The organism is Mycobacterium sp. NGS54 (assembly GCF_059812465.1).
Window position 1 is genome coordinate 47,960 of the sequence record NZ_JCALCS010000010.1, and the last position, 17,003, is coordinate 64,962.

Here is a 17,003-nt window from a genome sequence, read left to right on the forward strand (position 1 = left end):
GCGACGTGGTAGTTACCAAGGTTAACCAGTTTGCAGCCGAACGAATTTCTGAGCGGTGTTCGTCGGCGGCAGTCACTCCATAAGGATAGTCGTCCTATGCAATACGTCCGGACTTTGACAGGCCTCTGCCAGGCAAGCCGCGCGGAACGCCGCAGGCGGTTGGCGGCAGGCCGTACGCTGATTCTGTGACATTGCCGGATCGTGGCCCGGAAGCCCCTGCGCTGCCCGAACTGCACAACACCATCGTCGTGGCGGCGTTCGAGGGCTGGAACGACGCCGGCGACGCGGCCAGCGACGCGCTCGAGCACCTCGATGCCATCTGGGAGGCCGACCCGATCATCGAGATCGACGACGAGGCGTACTACGACTACCAGGTCAATCGCCCGGTCATCCGGCAGATCGACGGGGTGACCCGGGAGCTGGTGTGGCCGGCGATGCGGATCACCCACTGCCGGCCCCCGGGCAGCGACCGCGACGTCGTGCTGATGCACGGGGTGGAGCCCAACATGCGTTGGCGCACGTTCTGCGCCGAGTTGCTGGCCATCGCCGACAAGCTCAACGTCGACACCGTCGTCATCCTGGGCGCCCTGCTGGCCGACACCCCGCACACCCGGCCGGTGCCGGTGTCGGGCGCGGCGTACTCCCCCGAATCGGCCAAACGTTTCGGCCTCGAGGAGACCCGCTACGAGGGCCCGACCGGGATCGCCGGGGTGTTCCAGGACGCCTGCGTGGCCGCCGGGATCCCCGCGGTGACGTTCTGGGCGGCGGTTCCGCACTACGTGTCCAACCCGCCGAACCCCAAGGCGACGGTGGCGCTGCTGCGCCGCGTCGAGGACGTGCTCGACATCGAGGTCCCGCTGGGCGACCTGCCGGCGCAGGCCGAGGAGTGGGAGCAGGCGATCACCGAGATGGCCGCCGACGACGAGGACCTGGCCGAATACGTGTCGTCGCTGGAGCAGCGCGGCGACGCTGAGGTCGACATGAACGAGGCGCTGGGCAAGATCGACGGCGACGCGCTGGCCGCCGAGTTCGAGCGCTACCTGCGCCGGCGCCGCAAATAGCCGGCGACTACTCGGCCACTGAATCGCGCGTTTCGCGCAGCGACTCGACGTTGAACGCGGATAGCGACCGGCCGAGCGCGGCCGCCTCGGCGTCCATCCGGGGCAACAGCTCGTCGGTGATCCGGTGGATGGGAAATTCGCCCGCCGGGCTGGACAGCACCGGCTTGAGCCAGCGCAGCAGGCCGACCCACGGCGGGCAGTAGATCCGGCGCTGGCGGCCCTCGATGCCCTTGACGAGCGCGTCCGCGCACTCGTCGACGGTGGTGGTCTTGTTGAGGGGCCACGGCAGCTTCGCGATCATCTCACCGAAGGCGGGGATGTCGGCCTTGCTGTCGCGGACCAGGGCGGTGTCGATCCAGGACATGTGCGCCGAGCCGACGCCGACGCCCAGGTTGGCGACCTCGAGCCGCAACGCGTTGGCGAGGATCTCGTTGCCGGCCTTCGTGGCGTTGTACGGCGCCAGCCCCGGGGCCGCCGCGTATGCGGCCAACGACGAGACCACCAACACGTAGCCGCGGCGGTCGATCACGGCCGGCAGCGTGGCGCGCACGGTGTGGAAGACGCCGAGCAGGTTGACGTCCAGCACCCGCTTGACCGCTTCCGGGTCGACATGCAACAGCGACCCGTAGCTGGCGATGCCGGCGTTGGCCACCACGACGTCGATGCCGCCGAAGCGTTCGACGGCCTTCGCGGCCGCGGCCTGCATGGCGGGCAGGTCGCGCACGTCGGCGACCGCGGTCAGCACGCGGTCCTCGCCGAGTTCGGCGGCGACCGCCGCCAGTTCGGCCTTGTCGAGGTCGGTGAGCACCAGCCGGGCGCCCTTGTTGCGCAGCCGGCGTGCGACCTCGGCGCCGATCCCGCGGGCACCGCCGGTGATGAAGACGACTTTGTCCTGCAGCGACATCATGCGCGAAAACGTACCCCTTTCGGTTTCGCGGCGTCGACGCAGTGACTGAATCTACGAAGTTAGGGCGCAACGCTGGGGAGCACGGACGTCAGAAGAAGTTCGAATGCTCGATCGTCGGGCGGTACTGGGGCGCTGGTGAATCCGCCCTCGTCGGCGGACTCCGTGTGCTGTACGGCGTTGTGCTTTTGTGCCAATCTCGCGAGAAGTATTGACCCTCGAACGAGTTCGGACACCGCGGAGTACGTGTCGTGGGCTGTCTGCTCGTCGAGACCGCAATCGATCATGTTGGCGATCGCTTTCTGCGTCTCCTGTTCGCCGAGCCGTCGTGCCAGCGGACTCAGTGCGCCTCGAATGAGGATCAGGTCCGTCAACACCGGATCGCTGAGGAAGGTCCGGCGCACGCCGCGTGCGTGCGCCTTCAACGACTCGCGCCAATCGTCCGACTTGGTGAACGCCGGTAATCCGCTGCGGCGCAACGCGCGGTCGGTCATGGCGTCGAGAAGCTCTGATTTGTTGCGTACGTGCCAGTAGATGCTGGTGACGCCGACGTCCAGCGATTTGGCAACCAGCGGAATGCTGAGTTCCTCGATTGAGGACTCCGTTGCTATCGCGAAGGCTGTCTCCACGATGGCATCTGCAGTCAGCGAGCCTCGCGCTCGTCGGACTGATTGTCGCTGCGGCTTGGCAACCTGCACCCTTACCCCTTACCCGGCGTCGATATTCATCGTGTCATGATCGGCAGCTTGGACCATCCCCGCACGCTGGCGGTATGGGCCTTGCTCGCGCGCGCGTAGTCGACGTCCCACTGGGGCCACCGCTTGAGGAGCTCTTCCAGCACGACCCTTGCTTGCATGCGTGCCAGGGAGGAACCGAGGCAGAAGTGCAGACCTTGGCCGAAGCTGAGGTGGCCGCCTCTGCGGTGAATGTCGAACTGTTCGCCGTTCGGGAAGCGCGCTTCGTCGCGGTTGGCGGATCCGTTGATTAGCAACATGATTGAGCCTTCTGCGATCAGCTGGCCGTGACATTCCGTATCGTGGGCGACGTACCGCGCCTGCACCGGTGACGGCGCTTCGAAACGCAGCACCTCCTCGATGGCACCCGGGATTAGTGCGGAGTCGGCCACAAGCTCGCGGCGCTGATCCGGGTGGTCGGCCAGCAACTGGCACGCGAATCCGATGAGCCGGGTGGTGGTTTCGTTGCCGGCACCGGCGATCGTGCTGGTGTAGGTGAGTACCTCGGTGCGCGTCAGCTTGCGTACTCCACCATCGTCTTCCACTTCAGCGTTGAGCAGTTGTGTCATCAGATCGTCGGATGGATGGTCGGCCCGCCAGTCGATGTACTCGGAGGACAACAGGTACGACTCTTCGAACGCGTTGTCGGCGACCGCGAACTGACCCTCCTTCAGGTCGATAGCATGGTTCGTGGTGTCGCGGATCAGCTGCTGACCGTGTTCGGGGATGCCGAGCAGATAACCTATGGTGCGCATCGGGATCAGGGCACCGAGGTCGGCGATGACGTCGAATTCGTTCCGCCCCATCAACGAATCGAGAGCCCGCACACACAACTCGCGCGTCAACGGTTCGATGGCAGGCATCCGGCGCGGGGTGAACACCTTCGACAGCAGCCGCCGACGCAGGTCGTGTTGGGGTGGGTCCTCGAACAGGATCACCCCGGGAGGCACCTCGAGGCCGCTTTTGATGACGTCCATCACGGTGCCGCCCCCCGACCGGTATGTCTGCCAGTTCGGCAGCTCACGAGCGACGTCATCCCATCGGCTCAGCGCGTAGAAGTCGTGACGCTCGTTGTAGTACAGCGGCGCTTCCTCGCGCATCCGCCGCCACAGCGGATATGGATCGTCGTCGATGTCGAAGTCAAACGGGTCGTAATACAGGTCAACGATTTCCTGGTTCATCGTGTCAGCGCCGGATCTGACGGGTCACGATCGACGGGCCGGCTAGTGGCACGTCAAGCAGTCCGGGCGCGGCGTCGATGACCGCGGGGATGGCGTTGATTGCCGCCATCGCCGTCGCGGCGACGCCGGGGTTGGTGGAGTCGCCTGGTGCGGGGTCCAGACGGAGGTCGAGGGTCATGTTCGGGTTTCCTTCGATGCGAAACACCATGCCGCCCTGGCCGGGTTGCGCTGGGCGCGGCCAGCTCTCGGGCCAGGGTGTGGAGGTCACTGTCGCGAAGTATTGAACCGATGCGACGGGACGCTCGTCGTGCATCGCGGCAAGCTGCCAGCGGTGCCCGCAGATGGTGTTCGCCGGGATCACGCCCAGTGCGGTGTCCAGATCGTGCGGAGCCAGGATCGTTTCCCAGTCCAGTGCCACCCTATCGACGTCCACGCCAAGCGCATCGGCGATGTAGCGCACGACCGGTTCCCAGTCGTTGTTCACCTTGCCCACCGCGATGCGGATGGGAACGTGGCCATCAGGCTTTCCGAAGCCCATCGACTCATGCAGCACCTCCCAGATCGGGTAAGCCAAGTCGAGGTCGAGGGCGTACTCGTCCATGCGGTAGGTGTCGACCACACCGGCACCGGCTAGCAGGGCGGTGGGCAGATTGAGGCTGACGAAGCCGGGTTCGCACCCGGTGGCGTAGAACGTTGAGTTACCTTGACGCGCGGCGTTTTCAATCGGTTCGCGCCACTTGGCCGGTGCCGCCTTCGGATACACCATGGGGATGGCGGAGATGGTGACGACGTTGATGCCGGCTTCCAGGTAGCCGACGATGTCGGCGATGACCTCGTCTTCTCGTCGGACGGCGGTCGCGCAGTAGGCAACGCAATCGGGCTTGGTGTCGAGGACTGCCGCCCGATCGTCGGTTGCTGCGATGCCGACGTCGGGTCGTCCGCAGAGTTGACCGGCATCGGTGCCTACCTTCGTCTGGGAGGACACCTTGAGCCCGGTCAGCTCGAGTGCGGGGTCGTCGATGATTGCGCGCAACGCAACGCTGCCCGTCATGCCGGTGCCGACGTGAACGACGCGACGCTTCGCGGTGTCAGGAGATGAAGTCACAGGTCTTGCCTCTCAGGGCGCTAGGAGCGGTTGCAATTAGACTGTTCACAAGTTACTGTAGGCGATACCAGTATGGCTTACCAGTAGTTACTGCAGTAACGGTGCAGACGAGGGGTATGGCACCGGGGGCCGAAAGACGACGCTCACGACCGTGACTTATAAATGCTGAGAGACACAGCCCTTCACGCGCACGCGAAAGATCCGGAGTTCACCCCCACGAGGCGGCTCACAGAATGCGCGCCAATAATTGGGCAGATGCTGGGGGAAAGGTGCTGCGGGACAGCGCTTCCTAGAGCTGCACCCCGAGCAGCGCGTCGACCGCGGTCGCCACTAATGTCGGCGCGCCGGCATCGTGGCCGCCGTACTCCAGCGCGTCGGTCGCCCAACCATCAAGCGCGGCAAGGGCTTTCGGCGTGTTGAGGTCGTTGGCCAGATATTGGCGCACCCGGGCGACGACGTCGGTGGCGTCCGGGCCGGCGGGCAGGGCGGTAGCGGTACGCCAGCGCCGCAGCCGCTCGGTCGCCTCGTCGAGCACCTGCGGGCTCCAGAACCGGTCCGCGCGGTAGTGCCCGGCCAAGAGCCCCAGCCGGATCGCCGCCGGCTCGACGCCTTGGGCGCGCAACTCCGACACCAGCACCAGGTTGCCGCGGCTCTTGGACATCTTGTGCCCGTCCCAGCCGATCATTCCGGCGTGCACGTAGTGACGGGCGAACCGCCGCTCCCCGCGGACGCATTCGGCGTGGGCGGCGGTGAATTCGTGGTGCGGGAAGATCAGGTCGCTGCCGCCGCCCTGGATGTCCACGGGGCTACCGATGCGGCTGAGCGCGATCGCCGCGCACTCGACGTGCCAGCCGGGCCGGCCGTCCCCGAACGGCGAGGGCCAGCTGGGCTCGCCGGGCCGCGCGACCCGCCACAACAGGGCGTCGAGATCGTCGGTCTTGCCGGAGCGGCCCGGGTCGCCGCCGCGCTCGGCGAACAGCGCCAGCATGGTGTCCCGGTCATAGCCGGACTCGTAGCCGAACTGCATGGTGGCGTCCGCCCGGTAGTAGACGTCCGGATAGTCGCCCTCCAAGACGTAGGCCGCGCTCGCCGCCAGCATCTTCTCGACGAGTTCCACCACCTCGGCGATCGCCTCCGTCGCCCCGACGTACTCCCGCGGGGGCAGGATCCGCAGCGCCGTCATGTCCTCGCGGAACAGGGCGACCTCCCGATCGCCCAGCTCGCGCCAGCCGATGCCGTCGCGCTCGGCGCGCTCGAGCAGGGGGTCGTCGATGTCGGTGACGTTCTGCACGTAGTGCACGTCGTGGCCGAGGTCCAGCCACTGCCGGTGCACCAGGTCGAAGGCGAGGTAGGTGGCCGCGTGACCCAGGTGCGTCGCGTCGTAGGGCGTGATCCCGCAGACGTACATGGAAGCCTTCGATCCGGCCGCCACCGGCCGCACCTGCCGGTCCGAGGTGTCGTACAGCCGCAGCTCCGGGCCGCGCCCGGGCACCACCGGGACCTGTGCTGAAGACCACGTCTGCATAACGTCGACTCTAAACGCGCGCGGGATCAGCGAAATTCCTGCCGGATGGCACCCAGCAGGATCGGTGCCAGCTCGGCGCGGCACATGACGAAGTCGGGCAGGTACGGGTCGAGCTGGTTGTAGCGCAGCGGCGAGCCGTCAAGCCGCGACGCGTGCATGCCGGCGGCCATGAGCACCCCGGCCGGGGCGGCCGAGTCCCATTCCCACTGGCCACCCGCGTGCACGTAGGCGTCGACGTCGCCGTCGATGACGGCCATCGCCTTGGCACCCGCCGATCCGATCGCGACCGGCTGGATGTGCAGCGTCTGGCGGATGCGGTAGAGCACCGCGGGTGGCCGGGTGGCGCTGACCGCGATCCGGATGGTCGCGGGGACGCCGGTGCGCGCGGAGCCGGCGGTCACGGTGTCGCTGCGGTAGACCGTGTTCCCGCGGGCGGGCAGGGACACGGCCGCGTCGGTGATCTCGCGCTGCCCGTCGGTGGGGCGCTGCCACAGCGCGATGTGGACCGCCCAGTCGTCGCGGCCCGGCGTGGAGAACTCGCGGGTGCCGTCGAGCGGGTCGATGATCCACACCCGGTCGTGATTCACGCGGGACAGATCGTCGTACGCCTCCTCGCTGAGCACCGCGTCACCGGGCCGCTCGGCGCGCAGCCGGCGCAGGATCAACGCGTTCGCCAGGCTGTCGCCCGCGTCGCCGAGCGCCCAGGGGTGACCGAAACCGACCTCGTCGCGCACCTTGAGCAGCAGCTCCCCCGCGTCCGCGGCGAGATCGGCGGCCAAGGCGGCGTCCGTCATCTCGTCCGGGCCGCTCGTCACCGGTTCAGTATCGCCGACGCCGGTCCAAGCCTCAGAACGCCGGCCACGGAATGGGCCGGTGCCGGTTGGGCCCGGGCATGACCGGGTTGTCCAGCAGCGCGAGCGCGCGCCCGCGCAGCGCCGCGATTTCGGCCCGCGTGATGTGCTCGGCCAGTTCGTCGGCGAACGAGCCGGTGAGGGCCTCCGCGAGCGCGGCGATCGCCTCGCACGTGTTGTCGTCGATCGGCTTGCCCGCCCAGCCCCACAACACCGTGCGCAGCTTGTTCTCCACGTGCAGGGACACCCCGTGGTCGACGCCGTAGATGTGGCCCTCGAGATCGCGCAGGACGTGGCCGCCCTTGCGGTCGGCGTTGTTGATCAGCACGTCGAACACCGCCATCCGCCACAACCGAATGTCGTCGGCGTGCACCAGGACGACCTCGTCGCCGGCGTAGTCGTAGGCCCGCAGCACCGGCAGATAGCCCGGCCGCACCTTGTTGGCGGGAAACAGGTCGACCAGGTCCGGGCCCGGCGGCGGGTCGGAGTCAGCCGCGTCGCCGGCCTGCTCCACCCACAGCTGCAGCATGCCCGGACCCGCCGGCCCGTGCCGAATGATCGTGTAGGGCACGATGTTCCACCCCAATTGCGCCGCGATCCGATACGCGGCGAGTTCGCGGCCGGCCAGGGTTCCGTCCGGAAAGTCCCACAGCGGCGCCTCGCCGGAGACCGGCTTGTAGACGCAGTGCACGCTGGTTTCGCCCAGCGTCGATTCGCACAGGAAGGTGGCGTTGCTGGCCGAACGGATGCGTCCGAGGACCGTCAGCTCGCCGTCCCGCAGCACCGCACGCTGCTCGTTATTCCTCTGGTTCATCGTCGGGCCCGAGCAGCGCGCTGCGCTTGTAACCGTTGGTGCGCGCGCAGATGTGGCCCTCAGGGTCCAACGGTTCGTCGCACAGCGGGCACGGCGGACGGCCGGCCGAGATGACGCGGTTGGAGCGGGTGGCGAACTGGCGCGCCGACTCCGGCGTCAGGAACACCCGCACCGCGTCGGGACCCTCCTCGGTGTCGTCCAGCACGACCGAGGCGTCGAACTCGGCGTCGGTGACGGCCAGCAACTCGACCACCACCGTTTGCGCCTCCGAATCCCAGCCGAGACCCATGGTCCCGACCCGGAACTCCGCGTCGACGGGTGTGATCAACGGGTTGAGGTCGTCGACCTCGGCGGGCTCGGGCGGGACCGGCGTGCCGAACCTGCGGTTCACCTCGAGCAGCAGCGCGCCGATGCGCTCCGCCAGCACCGCGACCTGTTGCTTCTCCAAGACCACCGACACCACCCGCGAATCGCCCACGGCCTGTATGTAAAACGTGCGATTTCCGGGCTGGCCGACGGTCCCGGCCACGAAGCGGTCGGGCGTGCGGAAGACGTGAATTGCGCGGGCCATGGCACCTCCAAAATACCGGCTGTTGCCGTTGCCGTGCGATTCGATTGCCCCGCCCCAGGGAAACTAATCAGTCGAACCGCCGACCACCGCGTCGCTCGTCGGCACCGCTTCGGCCGGCCCGGTTTGCGACTCCCCCTTCGACTCATCGTGAGCCTCATCACCCTTGGACTCGTCTTTCGGCGGGGGCCCCGCCCGCAACGCGGCGGACAGCTTCGCACCGGTGTGGTTGACGTGCAACACGAACGGCCGCAGCGGGGTGTAGCGGATCACCGTCACCGATCCCGGATCGGCGGTGACGCGCTGGAAGCCGTCCAGGTGCATGCCGTACGCATCGGCGACAACGGACTTGATGACGTCGCCGTGGGTGCAGGCCACCCAGAGCGCGTCGCCGCCGTCTGTTCCGCCCTGCTCCAGGGCCAGCCGCCGGTCGTGCGCGCGGATGGCCGCGACCGCGCGCGCCTGTACCTGCGCCAGGCCCTCGCCGCCCGGGAACACCGCGGCGCTGGGATGGGCCTGGACCACCCGCCACAACGGCTCTTTCGTCAGCTCGCCGATTTTGCGACCGGTCCAGTCGCCGTAGTCCACCTCGGCGAGTTCCTCGTCGATCAGCGGCTCGAGGCACAGCGCCTCGGCCAGCGGCTCGACGGTGCGCCGGCAGCGCAGCAGCGGAGAGGTGACCACCGCGCGGATCGGCAGGTCACCGATCCGGTCGATCAGCCCGGCGGCCTGCTCGCGGCCCTTGTCGTCGAGGTCGACGCCCTCCGAGCGCCCGGCCAGGACGCCGGCGGTGTTCGAGGTGGAGCGGCCGTGCCTGAGCAGGATGACGGTCACCAGGACGACCGTACCCGGTAGGGGGGTGGTTGGTTCGCTAGCGCGAGACCGGCACCGCGTGCGCGATGGAGTCGCGTACCGCGGCGGTCAGGCTGCGCTCGTCGGTGAGGTCGATGTCGACCAGGCCGCGGATCGCCCGCGCGACCACGTCCTCGGCCTGCGGAACGGGGCTGGAAAGGCGCGGCCGGTAAATTTCGACGACGAGCGATCGGTGCTCGATGTGGAAGGAAAAACTGCGCCCATCCCCCAGTTGCCCGTACCCACTGGCAAAGATTCCCGTCGAGATATCCTCGACAGCAAACTCCTTGTCCGCGACATGCCGGTCAACGATGACGGTCATGACGCGACCATACCTCTCCAGTCCGACCCCATGCAGGCAACATGGCCACATTGGATGCGAAACCGTTCCCTAAAATTTGACTGTCATGTTGGTGACGCGAGGGAAAATAATTGCTGCGACGATATAGAGACGGGGCTCAGCATAGGTTTGTTGGCCTGTTGCCTTTGCTGGCGTTGATCACGGTCTGCGCCGGTTGCTCCGGCAATCCGCACACAAGCGCGCCGCCGACGATCGAACCAGCCCAGGCCGCCGCCTCCCCGCCGGCGTCTCGAAACCCCGCCGGCGCGGTGCGAGCGCTGGCCGGCCACGCCGCGGCGGCAATCTTTGACAACGCCACCCGTCAACTAGCGGTCCTGGCTCCCGGCGCCGACCCGGACGCGCCGGCCACCCTCACCGAGTTCGGCGATCCGCAGGCCGCGCCGCGGGTTGTCGCGCTGCCGGGCCCCGCGACCGCGTTGACCGGCGACGGCCGGGGCACGGCCTTCCTGGCCACCCGCGGCGGCTACATCACGGTCGACCTGTCCGCCGGTCAGGCAGCCCGGGTGCCCGTCGCCAACGCCCAGCAGATCGACTTCACCGCGGTCGCCCAGCGCGCCGACGGCACGCTGGTGCTGGGCAGCGCCGACGGAGCCGTCTACACCTTCGCCTCCCGGACACCGGCCTCGGTCAAGAGCGCCACCATCAGCAGCCGAAACAAGATCTTCGCTCGGGTGGATGCCCTTGCCACACAAGGGAATACGACGGTGGTGCTGGATCGGGGCCAGACCTCGGTGACGACGATCGGCGCCGACGGTCGCGCCGAGCAGGCGCTGCGGGCCGGGCAGGGCGCGACCACCGTGGCCGCCGACCCGCTGGGCCGCGTCCTGGTCGCCGACACCCGCGGCGGGCAACTGCTGGTTTACGGCGTCGACCCGCTGATCCTGCGGCAGGCCTTCCCGGTGCGGCAGTCCCCCTACGGCCTGGCGGGTTCCCGCGAGCTGGCCTGGGTGTCCCTAACCGCGTCGAACGTCGTCATTGGTTACGATCTGTCAACCGGAATTCCCGTCGAAAGGGTGCGATACCCAACCGTGCAGCAACCCAACTCGCTGGCTTTTGACGAAGCGTCGGGCACCTTGTACGTGGTGTCGGGGTCGGGTGCGGGCGTCCAGATCATCGAGCACGCGCGGGGTGCGCCGTGACGAGGCCCGCGCCGCGATGGAGTCGGCTGCCCGCGGGCTGGGAAGCGGAGATGTCCGACGAATACGAATGGATTCCGCTGCGTCTGCCGCCCGAGGTGACGCGGGTCAGCGCGTCCATCCGGCTGTCGATCGAGGCCGAATACCGTGGCTGGGAACTCACCCGGGTACGGCTCTACACCGACGGCAGCCGTCGGGTGTTGTTGCGTCGCAAGAAATCTCGTCTGGATAGCCGACGGCCCGACCAACCGGAATTGTGATGTACCGGCTTACCCGCCGGCTGTTGTTCCTGATCCCACCCGAGCGCATCCACACGCTGGTGTTCGCGCTGCTGCGCGGCGCCACCGTCCTGCCCGGCGCGCGGCGGATGCTGCGTCGACGGCTCGGCCCGACCGATCCGGTGCTGGCCAGCACCGTGTTCGGCGTGCGTTTCCCGGGCCCGCTGGGACTGGCCGCCGGGTTCGATAAGGACGGCAAGGGCTTGCTCACCTGGGGCGCACTGGGTTTCGGGTATGCCGAGGTGGGCACCGTCACGGCGCAGCCCCAGCCCGGCAACCCCGGCCCGCGCCTATTCCGGCTGCCCGCCGACCGGGCCCTGCTGAACCGGATGGGGTTCAACAACCGCGGCGCCGGAGCGCTGGCGATCCGCCTCACCCACCGCAAGCCCGGCGTGCCGATCGGCGTCAACATCGGCAAGACCAAGGCGGTCTCGGCCGCCGACGCCATCGGCGACTATCGGGCAAGCGCCCGGCTGGTCGCGCCGCTCGCGTCGTATCTGGTGGTCAACGTCAGCTCGCCGAACACGCCGGGGCTGCGTGACCTGCAGGCGGTGGAGTCGCTGCGGCCAATCCTGCAGGGCGTCCTGCTGGAGGCCTCGACGACGTCGACACCGGTGCTGGTCAAGATCGCACCCGATCTTTCCGATTCCGACGTCGACGACATCGCCGACCTGGCCGTCGAGCTGGGCCTGGCCGGCATCGTCGCCACCAACACCACGGTGTCGCGCGACGGCCTGAGCACTCCCGGGGTGGAAAAACTTGGTGCGGGCGGCATCTCGGGGCCACCGGTCGCGCGCCGGGCCGTCGAAGTGCTGCGCCGGCTCTACGGCCGGGTCGGCGACCGACTGGCGTTGATCAGCGTCGGAGGCATCGAGACCGCCGACGACGCGTGGGAACGGATCACCGCCGGCGCGTCGCTGCTGCAGGGTTACACCGGCTTCATCTACGGAGGAGGCTTGTGGCCCAAGCACATTCACGACGGCATCGCCCGCCGCTTGCACGACGGCGGGTTCGCTTCGTTGGCCGATGCGGTGGGGTGCGCGGCCATCGACACAGACGGACCTTGGGGGTAGATCAGGCTGGCGCCGGGGGCCGTTCTAGCAAATTTCTTATTGTGCGCATGTCAATTAACAGCGCGTGACGCCTCGCTCACACGAAGTTGTGCGGTTCTGGAACGACCTGCTACAAAGGGCGCTAAAGTCGATGTTTAGCGGATCACAAAACGGGTAAGAATGTGACTGCTATAACGAAGTTGGCAAATCGGGCTAGTCAACAGGGGAGACGACGATGTCATTGGTAGTTGCTGCACCGGAAGCGATGGGGGCTTTCGCCGGAGAATTGGCGGGCATCGGTTCCACATTGCGAGAGGCCACCGCGGCCGCAGAGGGCCAGACGACCGCCATCTCCTCCGCTGCGGCGGATGACGTATCGCTCGCCATCTCGAGATTGTTCGGCACGTACGGGCAGCAATTCCAGGCGATGAGCGCTCAGGCCGCGGCATTTCACAACGAGTTCGTCAGCCTGTTGAACGGCGGGGCGGCGGCCTACCTCAGCTCCGAGATCGCCAATGCACAGCAGATGATGGCCGCGGGCGGCGCGGCCGCCGCGTCCGACCCCCTTCTCGGCGGCTTGCTCGGCGGCGGCTCGGGCGGCCTTCTCGGCCTGGGCGGCTCGAGCGGCAGCGGCGGCCTGCTCGGTGGACTCGACGGACTGCTCGGCCTGGGCACCGGAGGCGGCGGGCTGATCGGCGGCCTGAACACCGGCTTGAGCCAGTTCTTCGGCCCCCTCAACACCGTCGGCAGCCAATTCGCCAACAGCTTCGGCTCTTTCTTCAATCCGGCGAGTCTCAGTGCCTTCCCGACCTTGAGCGACTTCTTCGGGCCGACAAACCTCGGCAACTTAACCCCAGGCCTCAGCCTCACCTCGGGACCCCTCGGCGCCTTGCTCGGGCCGACCCTCAACGGCGTCGGGCTGGACCTCGGCAACTTCTTCTCCAACGAGCTGAGCAACGGGTTAACACTGTCCAGCCTTGCGGGCGTTGGCACTGGGCTCTTCCAAGACGTGCCGCTACTGCAGAATCTGGTGAACCAGTTGTTCCCAGGGCTGTTCGGGCCGCTGCCGGCCGGCAGCCCGGCCCCCTACCCCAACCCCTACACGGTCCTCGGCGACACCACGGTGTACAACCTGAACCTGATGGCCGGGCGATTCGCGAGCCATCCGTTCCCGGTCATGAGTCAGATCATCGCCAACCAGAGTCACTACGCGCAGCTCATCGGGAACGCGATCGCGTACGACCTGCCCGGGTTCCCGGCGAACGTGCCGGCGAACGTTCAACTCGCCATCCAAGGCGCTGGCACATTCGACCCGGTAGCGATCGGACAGGACTTCGTCCGCGGCACCACCGGCTTGTGGGGGACGGTCGGCTCGTCGCTGGCCAAGATGGGCTCGGACCTGCAGGGCACATTGCCCGCCGCGCTCCGCGACATGTCCGAGGCCCGGGACGCGATAGCCGTCGGCAATTACTTCCTGGCGGTACAGGACGCGGCGCATGCCCCGATCGATCTCTTCATTACGGGATTCGATACCAGCCAGTTGGCGATCAGCACCAGTCCCGTTGTTGTGCCTCCTGGCTTCGTGGTCAGCATCGCGGGACCTGTCGGGTTGGAGGGTCCGGTCGCCGACCTGCTGCCCATCCTGACCGCCATCGGACAGCAGCCGGTCGGCGTGGCCAGCCTGGCCCCGCACGGCTCCATCCCCGGAATGATGTTGGGCAACCTGGCCAACGCGGTCGACGTACTCGTCAACGCAAATGTCACAGCGAATTTCGCGCTGACTGTCACTACCCTGCCGCTTGGCGCCACGCTGGCCGGCACCGCCGTATTCGGGTTGCCGTTGCAGCTGGGCTTTGCGCTGATGGGCCCACCGTTCGCCATGGCGAACGGAATCGCCTATGGCGCGACGGCCTTCGGTGCGGCTGCGCAGACCGGCAACGTCCTGGGAATGCTGAACGCACTCGGGGATATGCCGGCCTTCGCCCTGAACGGCCTCCTCAACGGTCAACTTCTCGTGGATCTGCCGCTGCCCATCGCCGTGTCGGTGCCGGGGTTGGGCTCTGTCACAGTGCCGGCCATAGCCCACGTGCCGTTCGACGGGCTCCTTACTCCGTCCGAGCCGCTTACGGTCACAATTCCGTTGGACGTTCTCGGCATCAGCATCCCGATCAACCAGACCCTCGGTGGCACGGAATTCGGCGGCCTCTTCCCGACGCTGCTGATCGACCTTCCGGACGCGATAGCCGCGGCAATCACACCCACCGGCTAGCCGGACCGTTAAGGGAGGCGCCGAAACTCGGCATTTCGGGTACGTGCAGGCCCCGCATTTGCGACCATGCTCACGTACCGTGCAGCGTAAGCCGAGGGGGAAGGTATGTCCTTTCTAGTCGCCACGCCGGAACTGGTGTCAGCGGCGGCCGGGAGTTTGGCGGGGATCGGCTCCACGCTGAACGAGGCCACCTCGGCCGCGGCGAGTTCCACCACTAGCGTCGCCGCCGCCGGCGCCGACGACGTGTCCATCGCGATCTCGCGCCTATTCGGCATGTACGGTCAGCGATTTCAGGCTTTGAGCGTCCAGGCGGCGGCGTTTCACAACGAATTTTCGAATCTGTTGAACGGCGGGGCGGCCGCATACCTCGGCACCGAGATCGCCAACGCGGCCAACGCGATGAGCGCCCCCGCCGCGGCCACGGATCCGATCCTCGGCGGCCTGGCCCCGATCCTCGGCGGTGGCGGTGGCGGCGGCGGCGTTCTGGGCGGCCTCCTCGGCGGAAGTCCCCTGGGCTCGGTCTTCAGCGGAGCCGGCCAGCAGATCGGTTCCTTCTTGACCGCTCAGTGGGGCGGGATCCAGGTCAGGCTGCTGCCGGCCCTGTTTGCGGCAGGCACAACCGCCTCCCAGGCTGGCGCGCCGTGGCAGATGCTCTTCGGCCACACCGGCGCCAACCTGCAAACCATCTACAACGACTGGATGTCCGACCCGTTCCCCGCCCTGCGGCAGGTGATCAGCAACCAGAACGGCTACGCGCACACCGTCGGCACGGTGGTGGCCAGCCAGCTGCAGAACTTCCCCACCACGTTGGCCAACATCCCGGCGAACATCCAGATCAGTATCGACGGAACGTCGACCTTTTTGCCCGCGGTGCAATCGTTCATCAGCCAGCAGAACAGCTACAACCAGGCGACCAGCGCGGCCCTGCAGAACTTCGGCGCGGACCTGCAGAAAACCCTCCCGGTCTTTGAACACGACATGGGCATGGTCGGAAATTCGGTGATGACAGGTGATTACCACGGCGCGGTCCAGGCCGTCCCGCGCGCCTTCCTGGACCTCCTCCTCAGCGGGGTCGACATCAAGGTCATCGGAGTCGACCCCACCAACCCGACGCTGCTCAGCGCGCCGTCGTACACGGTCAATGGCCCGGCGGGAGACCTGCTCCCGTTGGCCTCCCTCCCGGCCGCGGAGGAACAGTCCCTCGTCAACCTGATACCGCCGGGCTCCATCCCCGCACAGATGGCGCAGAACTTCTTCAGTGCGCTCAACACGACCACCCTTCCGTTGGGCTTCGCGATCATCGGTCCGCCGATCGCCGCGCTGGATGGGCTCGCAACGGGCGCCACGGCGTTCGGGGCGGCCGTTCAGGCCGGCAACGGAGTGGCGGCGATCGGCGCCCTCGCCGACCTACCCGCCTACGCCCTGGACGGCTTCCTGAACGGCCATACCGTCATCGACCTGACAATCCCGATCGCCGAGTCGGTGACGATCAGCGGTTTCCCGCTCCTCCCGCCCATCACGATCGTCCCCGCCAACACACCGATCGTGGTGCACATGCCTTTCGACGGAATTCTCACTCCGCCGCAACCGATCTCGGCGACAATGGAGGTCTCCCCGGGTATCGGCCAGCCCCTTCAGGTCGTCACCATCAGCCTGGGCGGAACGCAATTCGGCGGCCTGATCCCCGAATTGGTTAACTTCATGCCGCGCCAGATCGCCGAGGCCATCGCACCGTAGCTTTGTGGCGCCCGCGCCGCGAACGTGCGAACTACTTCTGCTCGTAAGTCCCGTAGATGTAGGCGCGCGCGATCGCGTGCTGGAACAGGTTGAACCCGAGGAACGCCGGGCTGGCGTCTTCGGGCAGGTCGAGCTTCTCGACGTCCACGGCGTGCACCGCGACGTAGTAACGGTGCGGGCCGTGGCCCGGCGGCGGCGCGGCGCCGACGTAGCGGCGCATGCCGGCGTCGTTCACCAAAGTCAGTGCGCCGCCGGGCAACTCGTTGCCGTCGCCGGCATTGTCGGGCAGCTCGGTGACGTTCGCGGGCAGGTTGGCCACCGCCCAGTGCCAGAATCCGGACAGCGTCGGGGCGTCCGGGTCGTAGACGGTGACGGCGAAGCTGCGCGTCTCCTGCGGGAACCCCGACCAGCTCAGCTGCGGGCTGACGTCCTCGCCGCCGGCGCCCATGATCCCGCTGACTTGCGGGGTGGCCAGCGGCTGCCCGTTGGTGATCGAGATCGAATTCAGGCTGAACGACGGCAGCTTCGGCAACGCGTCGTACGGGTCGGGCGGCAGGCTCATGGGCGATCCTCTC

The 17,003-nt window shown here is 67.5% G+C and carries 17 protein-coding genes; 6 read left to right on the forward strand and 11 right to left on the reverse strand.

Going from position 1 to position 17,003, the window contains the following annotated elements:
• The first annotated feature begins 185 nt into the window (after nt 1-185).
• Nucleotides 186-1,061, forward strand: coding sequence for a PAC2 family protein (locus AC5Y5E_RS28240; RefSeq protein WP_499906967.1), 876 nt, complete (start codon nt 186-188; stop codon nt 1,059-1,061).
• A gap of 7 nt (nt 1,062-1,068) precedes the next feature.
• On the opposite strand, the gene AC5Y5E_RS28245 is transcribed toward AC5Y5E_RS28240, so the two are convergent.
• From AC5Y5E_RS28245 to AC5Y5E_RS28290, 10 genes are all read right to left on the reverse strand, one after another.
• Complete coding sequence (locus AC5Y5E_RS28245; protein WP_499906969.1) at nt 1,069-1,968, reverse strand: SDR family oxidoreductase; 900 nt, start codon at nt 1,966-1,968, stop codon at nt 1,069-1,071.
• Nucleotides 1,969-2,027: 59 nt separating this feature from the next.
• Nucleotides 2,028-2,663 (reverse strand): TetR/AcrR family transcriptional regulator, encoded by a 636-nt coding sequence (locus AC5Y5E_RS28250; protein ID WP_499906971.1) that lies wholly within the window; start codon nt 2,661-2,663, stop codon nt 2,028-2,030.
• A gap of 26 nt (nt 2,664-2,689) precedes the next feature.
• The gene (locus AC5Y5E_RS28255) at nt 2,690-3,880 is read right to left on the reverse strand and encodes a cytochrome P450 (protein WP_499906973.1); all 1,191 of its coding nucleotides are present in this window, start codon (nt 3,878-3,880) and stop codon (nt 2,690-2,692) included.
• Nucleotides 3,881-3,884: 4 nt separating this feature from the next.
• Nucleotides 3,885-4,802, reverse strand: a complete 918-nt coding sequence (locus AC5Y5E_RS28260) for a dihydrodipicolinate reductase (RefSeq protein ID WP_499907215.1) — start codon at nt 4,800-4,802, stop codon at nt 3,885-3,887.
• Nucleotides 4,803-5,274: 472 nt separating this feature from the next.
• The gene (mshC, locus tag AC5Y5E_RS28265) at nt 5,275-6,510 is read right to left on the reverse strand and encodes a cysteine--1-D-myo-inosityl 2-amino-2-deoxy-alpha-D-glucopyranoside ligase (protein ID WP_499906975.1); all 1,236 of its coding nucleotides are present in this window, start codon (nt 6,508-6,510) and stop codon (nt 5,275-5,277) included.
• A 26-nt stretch (nt 6,511-6,536) separates the two neighbouring features.
• Nucleotides 6,537-7,304, reverse strand: a complete 768-nt coding sequence (locus tag AC5Y5E_RS28270; RefSeq protein ID WP_499907217.1) for a 3'(2'),5'-bisphosphate nucleotidase CysQ — start codon at nt 7,302-7,304, stop codon at nt 6,537-6,539.
• Between the two features lie 52 nt (nt 7,305-7,356).
• Complete coding sequence (locus AC5Y5E_RS28275) at nt 7,357-8,175, reverse strand: SCO1664 family protein (RefSeq protein WP_499906977.1); 819 nt, start codon at nt 8,173-8,175, stop codon at nt 7,357-7,359.
• Complete coding sequence (locus AC5Y5E_RS28280) at nt 8,159-8,746, reverse strand: DUF3090 domain-containing protein (RefSeq protein ID WP_499906979.1); 588 nt, start codon at nt 8,744-8,746, stop codon at nt 8,159-8,161. The genes AC5Y5E_RS28275 and AC5Y5E_RS28280 overlap by 17 nt, the downstream gene beginning before the upstream one ends.
• Nucleotides 8,747-8,809: 63 nt before the next feature.
• Nucleotides 8,810-9,577: a histidine phosphatase family protein gene (locus tag AC5Y5E_RS28285; RefSeq protein ID WP_499906981.1), complete on the reverse strand. Its 768-nt coding sequence runs from the start codon at nt 9,575-9,577 to the stop codon at nt 8,810-8,812.
• Between the two features lie 37 nt (nt 9,578-9,614).
• On the reverse strand, nt 9,615-9,917 hold the full coding sequence (locus AC5Y5E_RS28290) for a hypothetical protein (protein WP_499906983.1): 303 nt from the start codon (nt 9,915-9,917) through the stop codon (nt 9,615-9,617).
• A gap of 110 nt (nt 9,918-10,027) precedes the next feature.
• Here AC5Y5E_RS28290 and AC5Y5E_RS28295 point away from each other — a divergent pair, with 110 nt between their 5' ends.
• The 5 genes from AC5Y5E_RS28295 (at nt 10,028) to AC5Y5E_RS28315 (ending at nt 16,428) form a co-directional block, all read left to right on the forward strand.
• A complete protein-coding gene (locus AC5Y5E_RS28295; protein WP_499906985.1) occupies nt 10,028-11,095 on the forward strand; it encodes a YncE family protein in 1,068 nt (355 codons plus the stop codon).
• 50 nt (nt 11,096-11,145) lie between these two features.
• Nucleotides 11,146-11,352 (forward strand): DUF5703 family protein, encoded by a 207-nt coding sequence (locus tag AC5Y5E_RS28300; RefSeq protein ID WP_082978448.1) that lies wholly within the window; start codon nt 11,146-11,148, stop codon nt 11,350-11,352.
• Nucleotides 11,352-12,443 (forward strand): quinone-dependent dihydroorotate dehydrogenase, encoded by a 1,092-nt coding sequence (locus AC5Y5E_RS28305; protein WP_499906987.1) that lies wholly within the window; start codon nt 11,352-11,354, stop codon nt 12,441-12,443. Before AC5Y5E_RS28300 ends, AC5Y5E_RS28305 begins: the two co-directional genes overlap by 1 nt.
• Before the next feature lie 214 nt (nt 12,444-12,657).
• Nucleotides 12,658-14,691: a PE family protein gene (locus AC5Y5E_RS28310; RefSeq protein ID WP_499906989.1), complete on the forward strand. Its 2,034-nt coding sequence runs from the start codon at nt 12,658-12,660 to the stop codon at nt 14,689-14,691.
• Nucleotides 14,692-14,796: 105 nt separating this feature from the next.
• Nucleotides 14,797-16,428 (forward strand): PE family protein, encoded by a 1,632-nt coding sequence (locus AC5Y5E_RS28315; RefSeq protein ID WP_499906991.1) that lies wholly within the window; start codon nt 14,797-14,799, stop codon nt 16,426-16,428.
• A gap of 31 nt (nt 16,429-16,459) precedes the next feature.
• Here AC5Y5E_RS28315 and AC5Y5E_RS28320 read toward each other — a convergent pair whose 3' ends face one another.
• Complete coding sequence (locus AC5Y5E_RS28320) at nt 16,460-16,990, reverse strand: YbhB/YbcL family Raf kinase inhibitor-like protein (RefSeq protein ID WP_499906993.1); 531 nt, start codon at nt 16,988-16,990, stop codon at nt 16,460-16,462.
• Nucleotides 16,991-17,003: the final 13 nt, after the last annotated feature.

What these genes read in the sequence shown, in the direction of transcription:
- AC5Y5E_RS28245 (WP_499906969.1), bottom strand. Translation starts at nt 1,968, where the DNA reads ATGATGTCGCTGCAGGACAAAGTCGTCTTCATCACCGGCGGTGCCCGC.
- AC5Y5E_RS28255 (WP_499906973.1), bottom strand. Translation starts at nt 3,880, where the DNA reads ATGAACCAGGAAATCGTTGACCTGTATTACGACCCGTTTGACTTCGAC.
- AC5Y5E_RS28315 (WP_499906991.1), top strand. Translation starts at nt 14,797, where the DNA reads ATGTCCTTTCTAGTCGCCACGCCGGAACTGGTGTCAGCGGCGGCCGGG.
- AC5Y5E_RS28270 (WP_499907217.1), bottom strand. Translation starts at nt 7,304, where the DNA reads ATGACGGACGCCGCCTTGGCCGCCGATCTCGCCGCGGACGCGGGGGAG.
- AC5Y5E_RS28310 (WP_499906989.1), top strand. Translation starts at nt 12,658, where the DNA reads ATGTCATTGGTAGTTGCTGCACCGGAAGCGATGGGGGCTTTCGCCGGA.
- AC5Y5E_RS28320 (WP_499906993.1), bottom strand. Translation starts at nt 16,990, where the DNA reads ATGAGCCTGCCGCCCGACCCGTACGACGCGTTGCCGAAGCTGCCGTCG.
- AC5Y5E_RS28305 (WP_499906987.1), top strand. Translation starts at nt 11,352, where the DNA reads ATGTACCGGCTTACCCGCCGGCTGTTGTTCCTGATCCCACCCGAGCGC.
- AC5Y5E_RS28275 (WP_499906977.1), bottom strand. Translation starts at nt 8,175, where the DNA reads ATGAACCAGAGGAATAACGAGCAGCGTGCGGTGCTGCGGGACGGCGAG.
- AC5Y5E_RS28300 (WP_082978448.1), top strand. Translation starts at nt 11,146, where the DNA reads ATGTCCGACGAATACGAATGGATTCCGCTGCGTCTGCCGCCCGAGGTG.
- AC5Y5E_RS28290 (WP_499906983.1), bottom strand. Translation starts at nt 9,917, where the DNA reads ATGACCGTCATCGTTGACCGGCATGTCGCGGACAAGGAGTTTGCTGTC.
- mshC (WP_499906975.1), bottom strand. Translation starts at nt 6,510, where the DNA reads ATGCAGACGTGGTCTTCAGCACAGGTCCCGGTGGTGCCCGGGCGCGGC.
- AC5Y5E_RS28280 (WP_499906979.1), bottom strand. Translation starts at nt 8,746, where the DNA reads ATGGCCCGCGCAATTCACGTCTTCCGCACGCCCGACCGCTTCGTGGCC.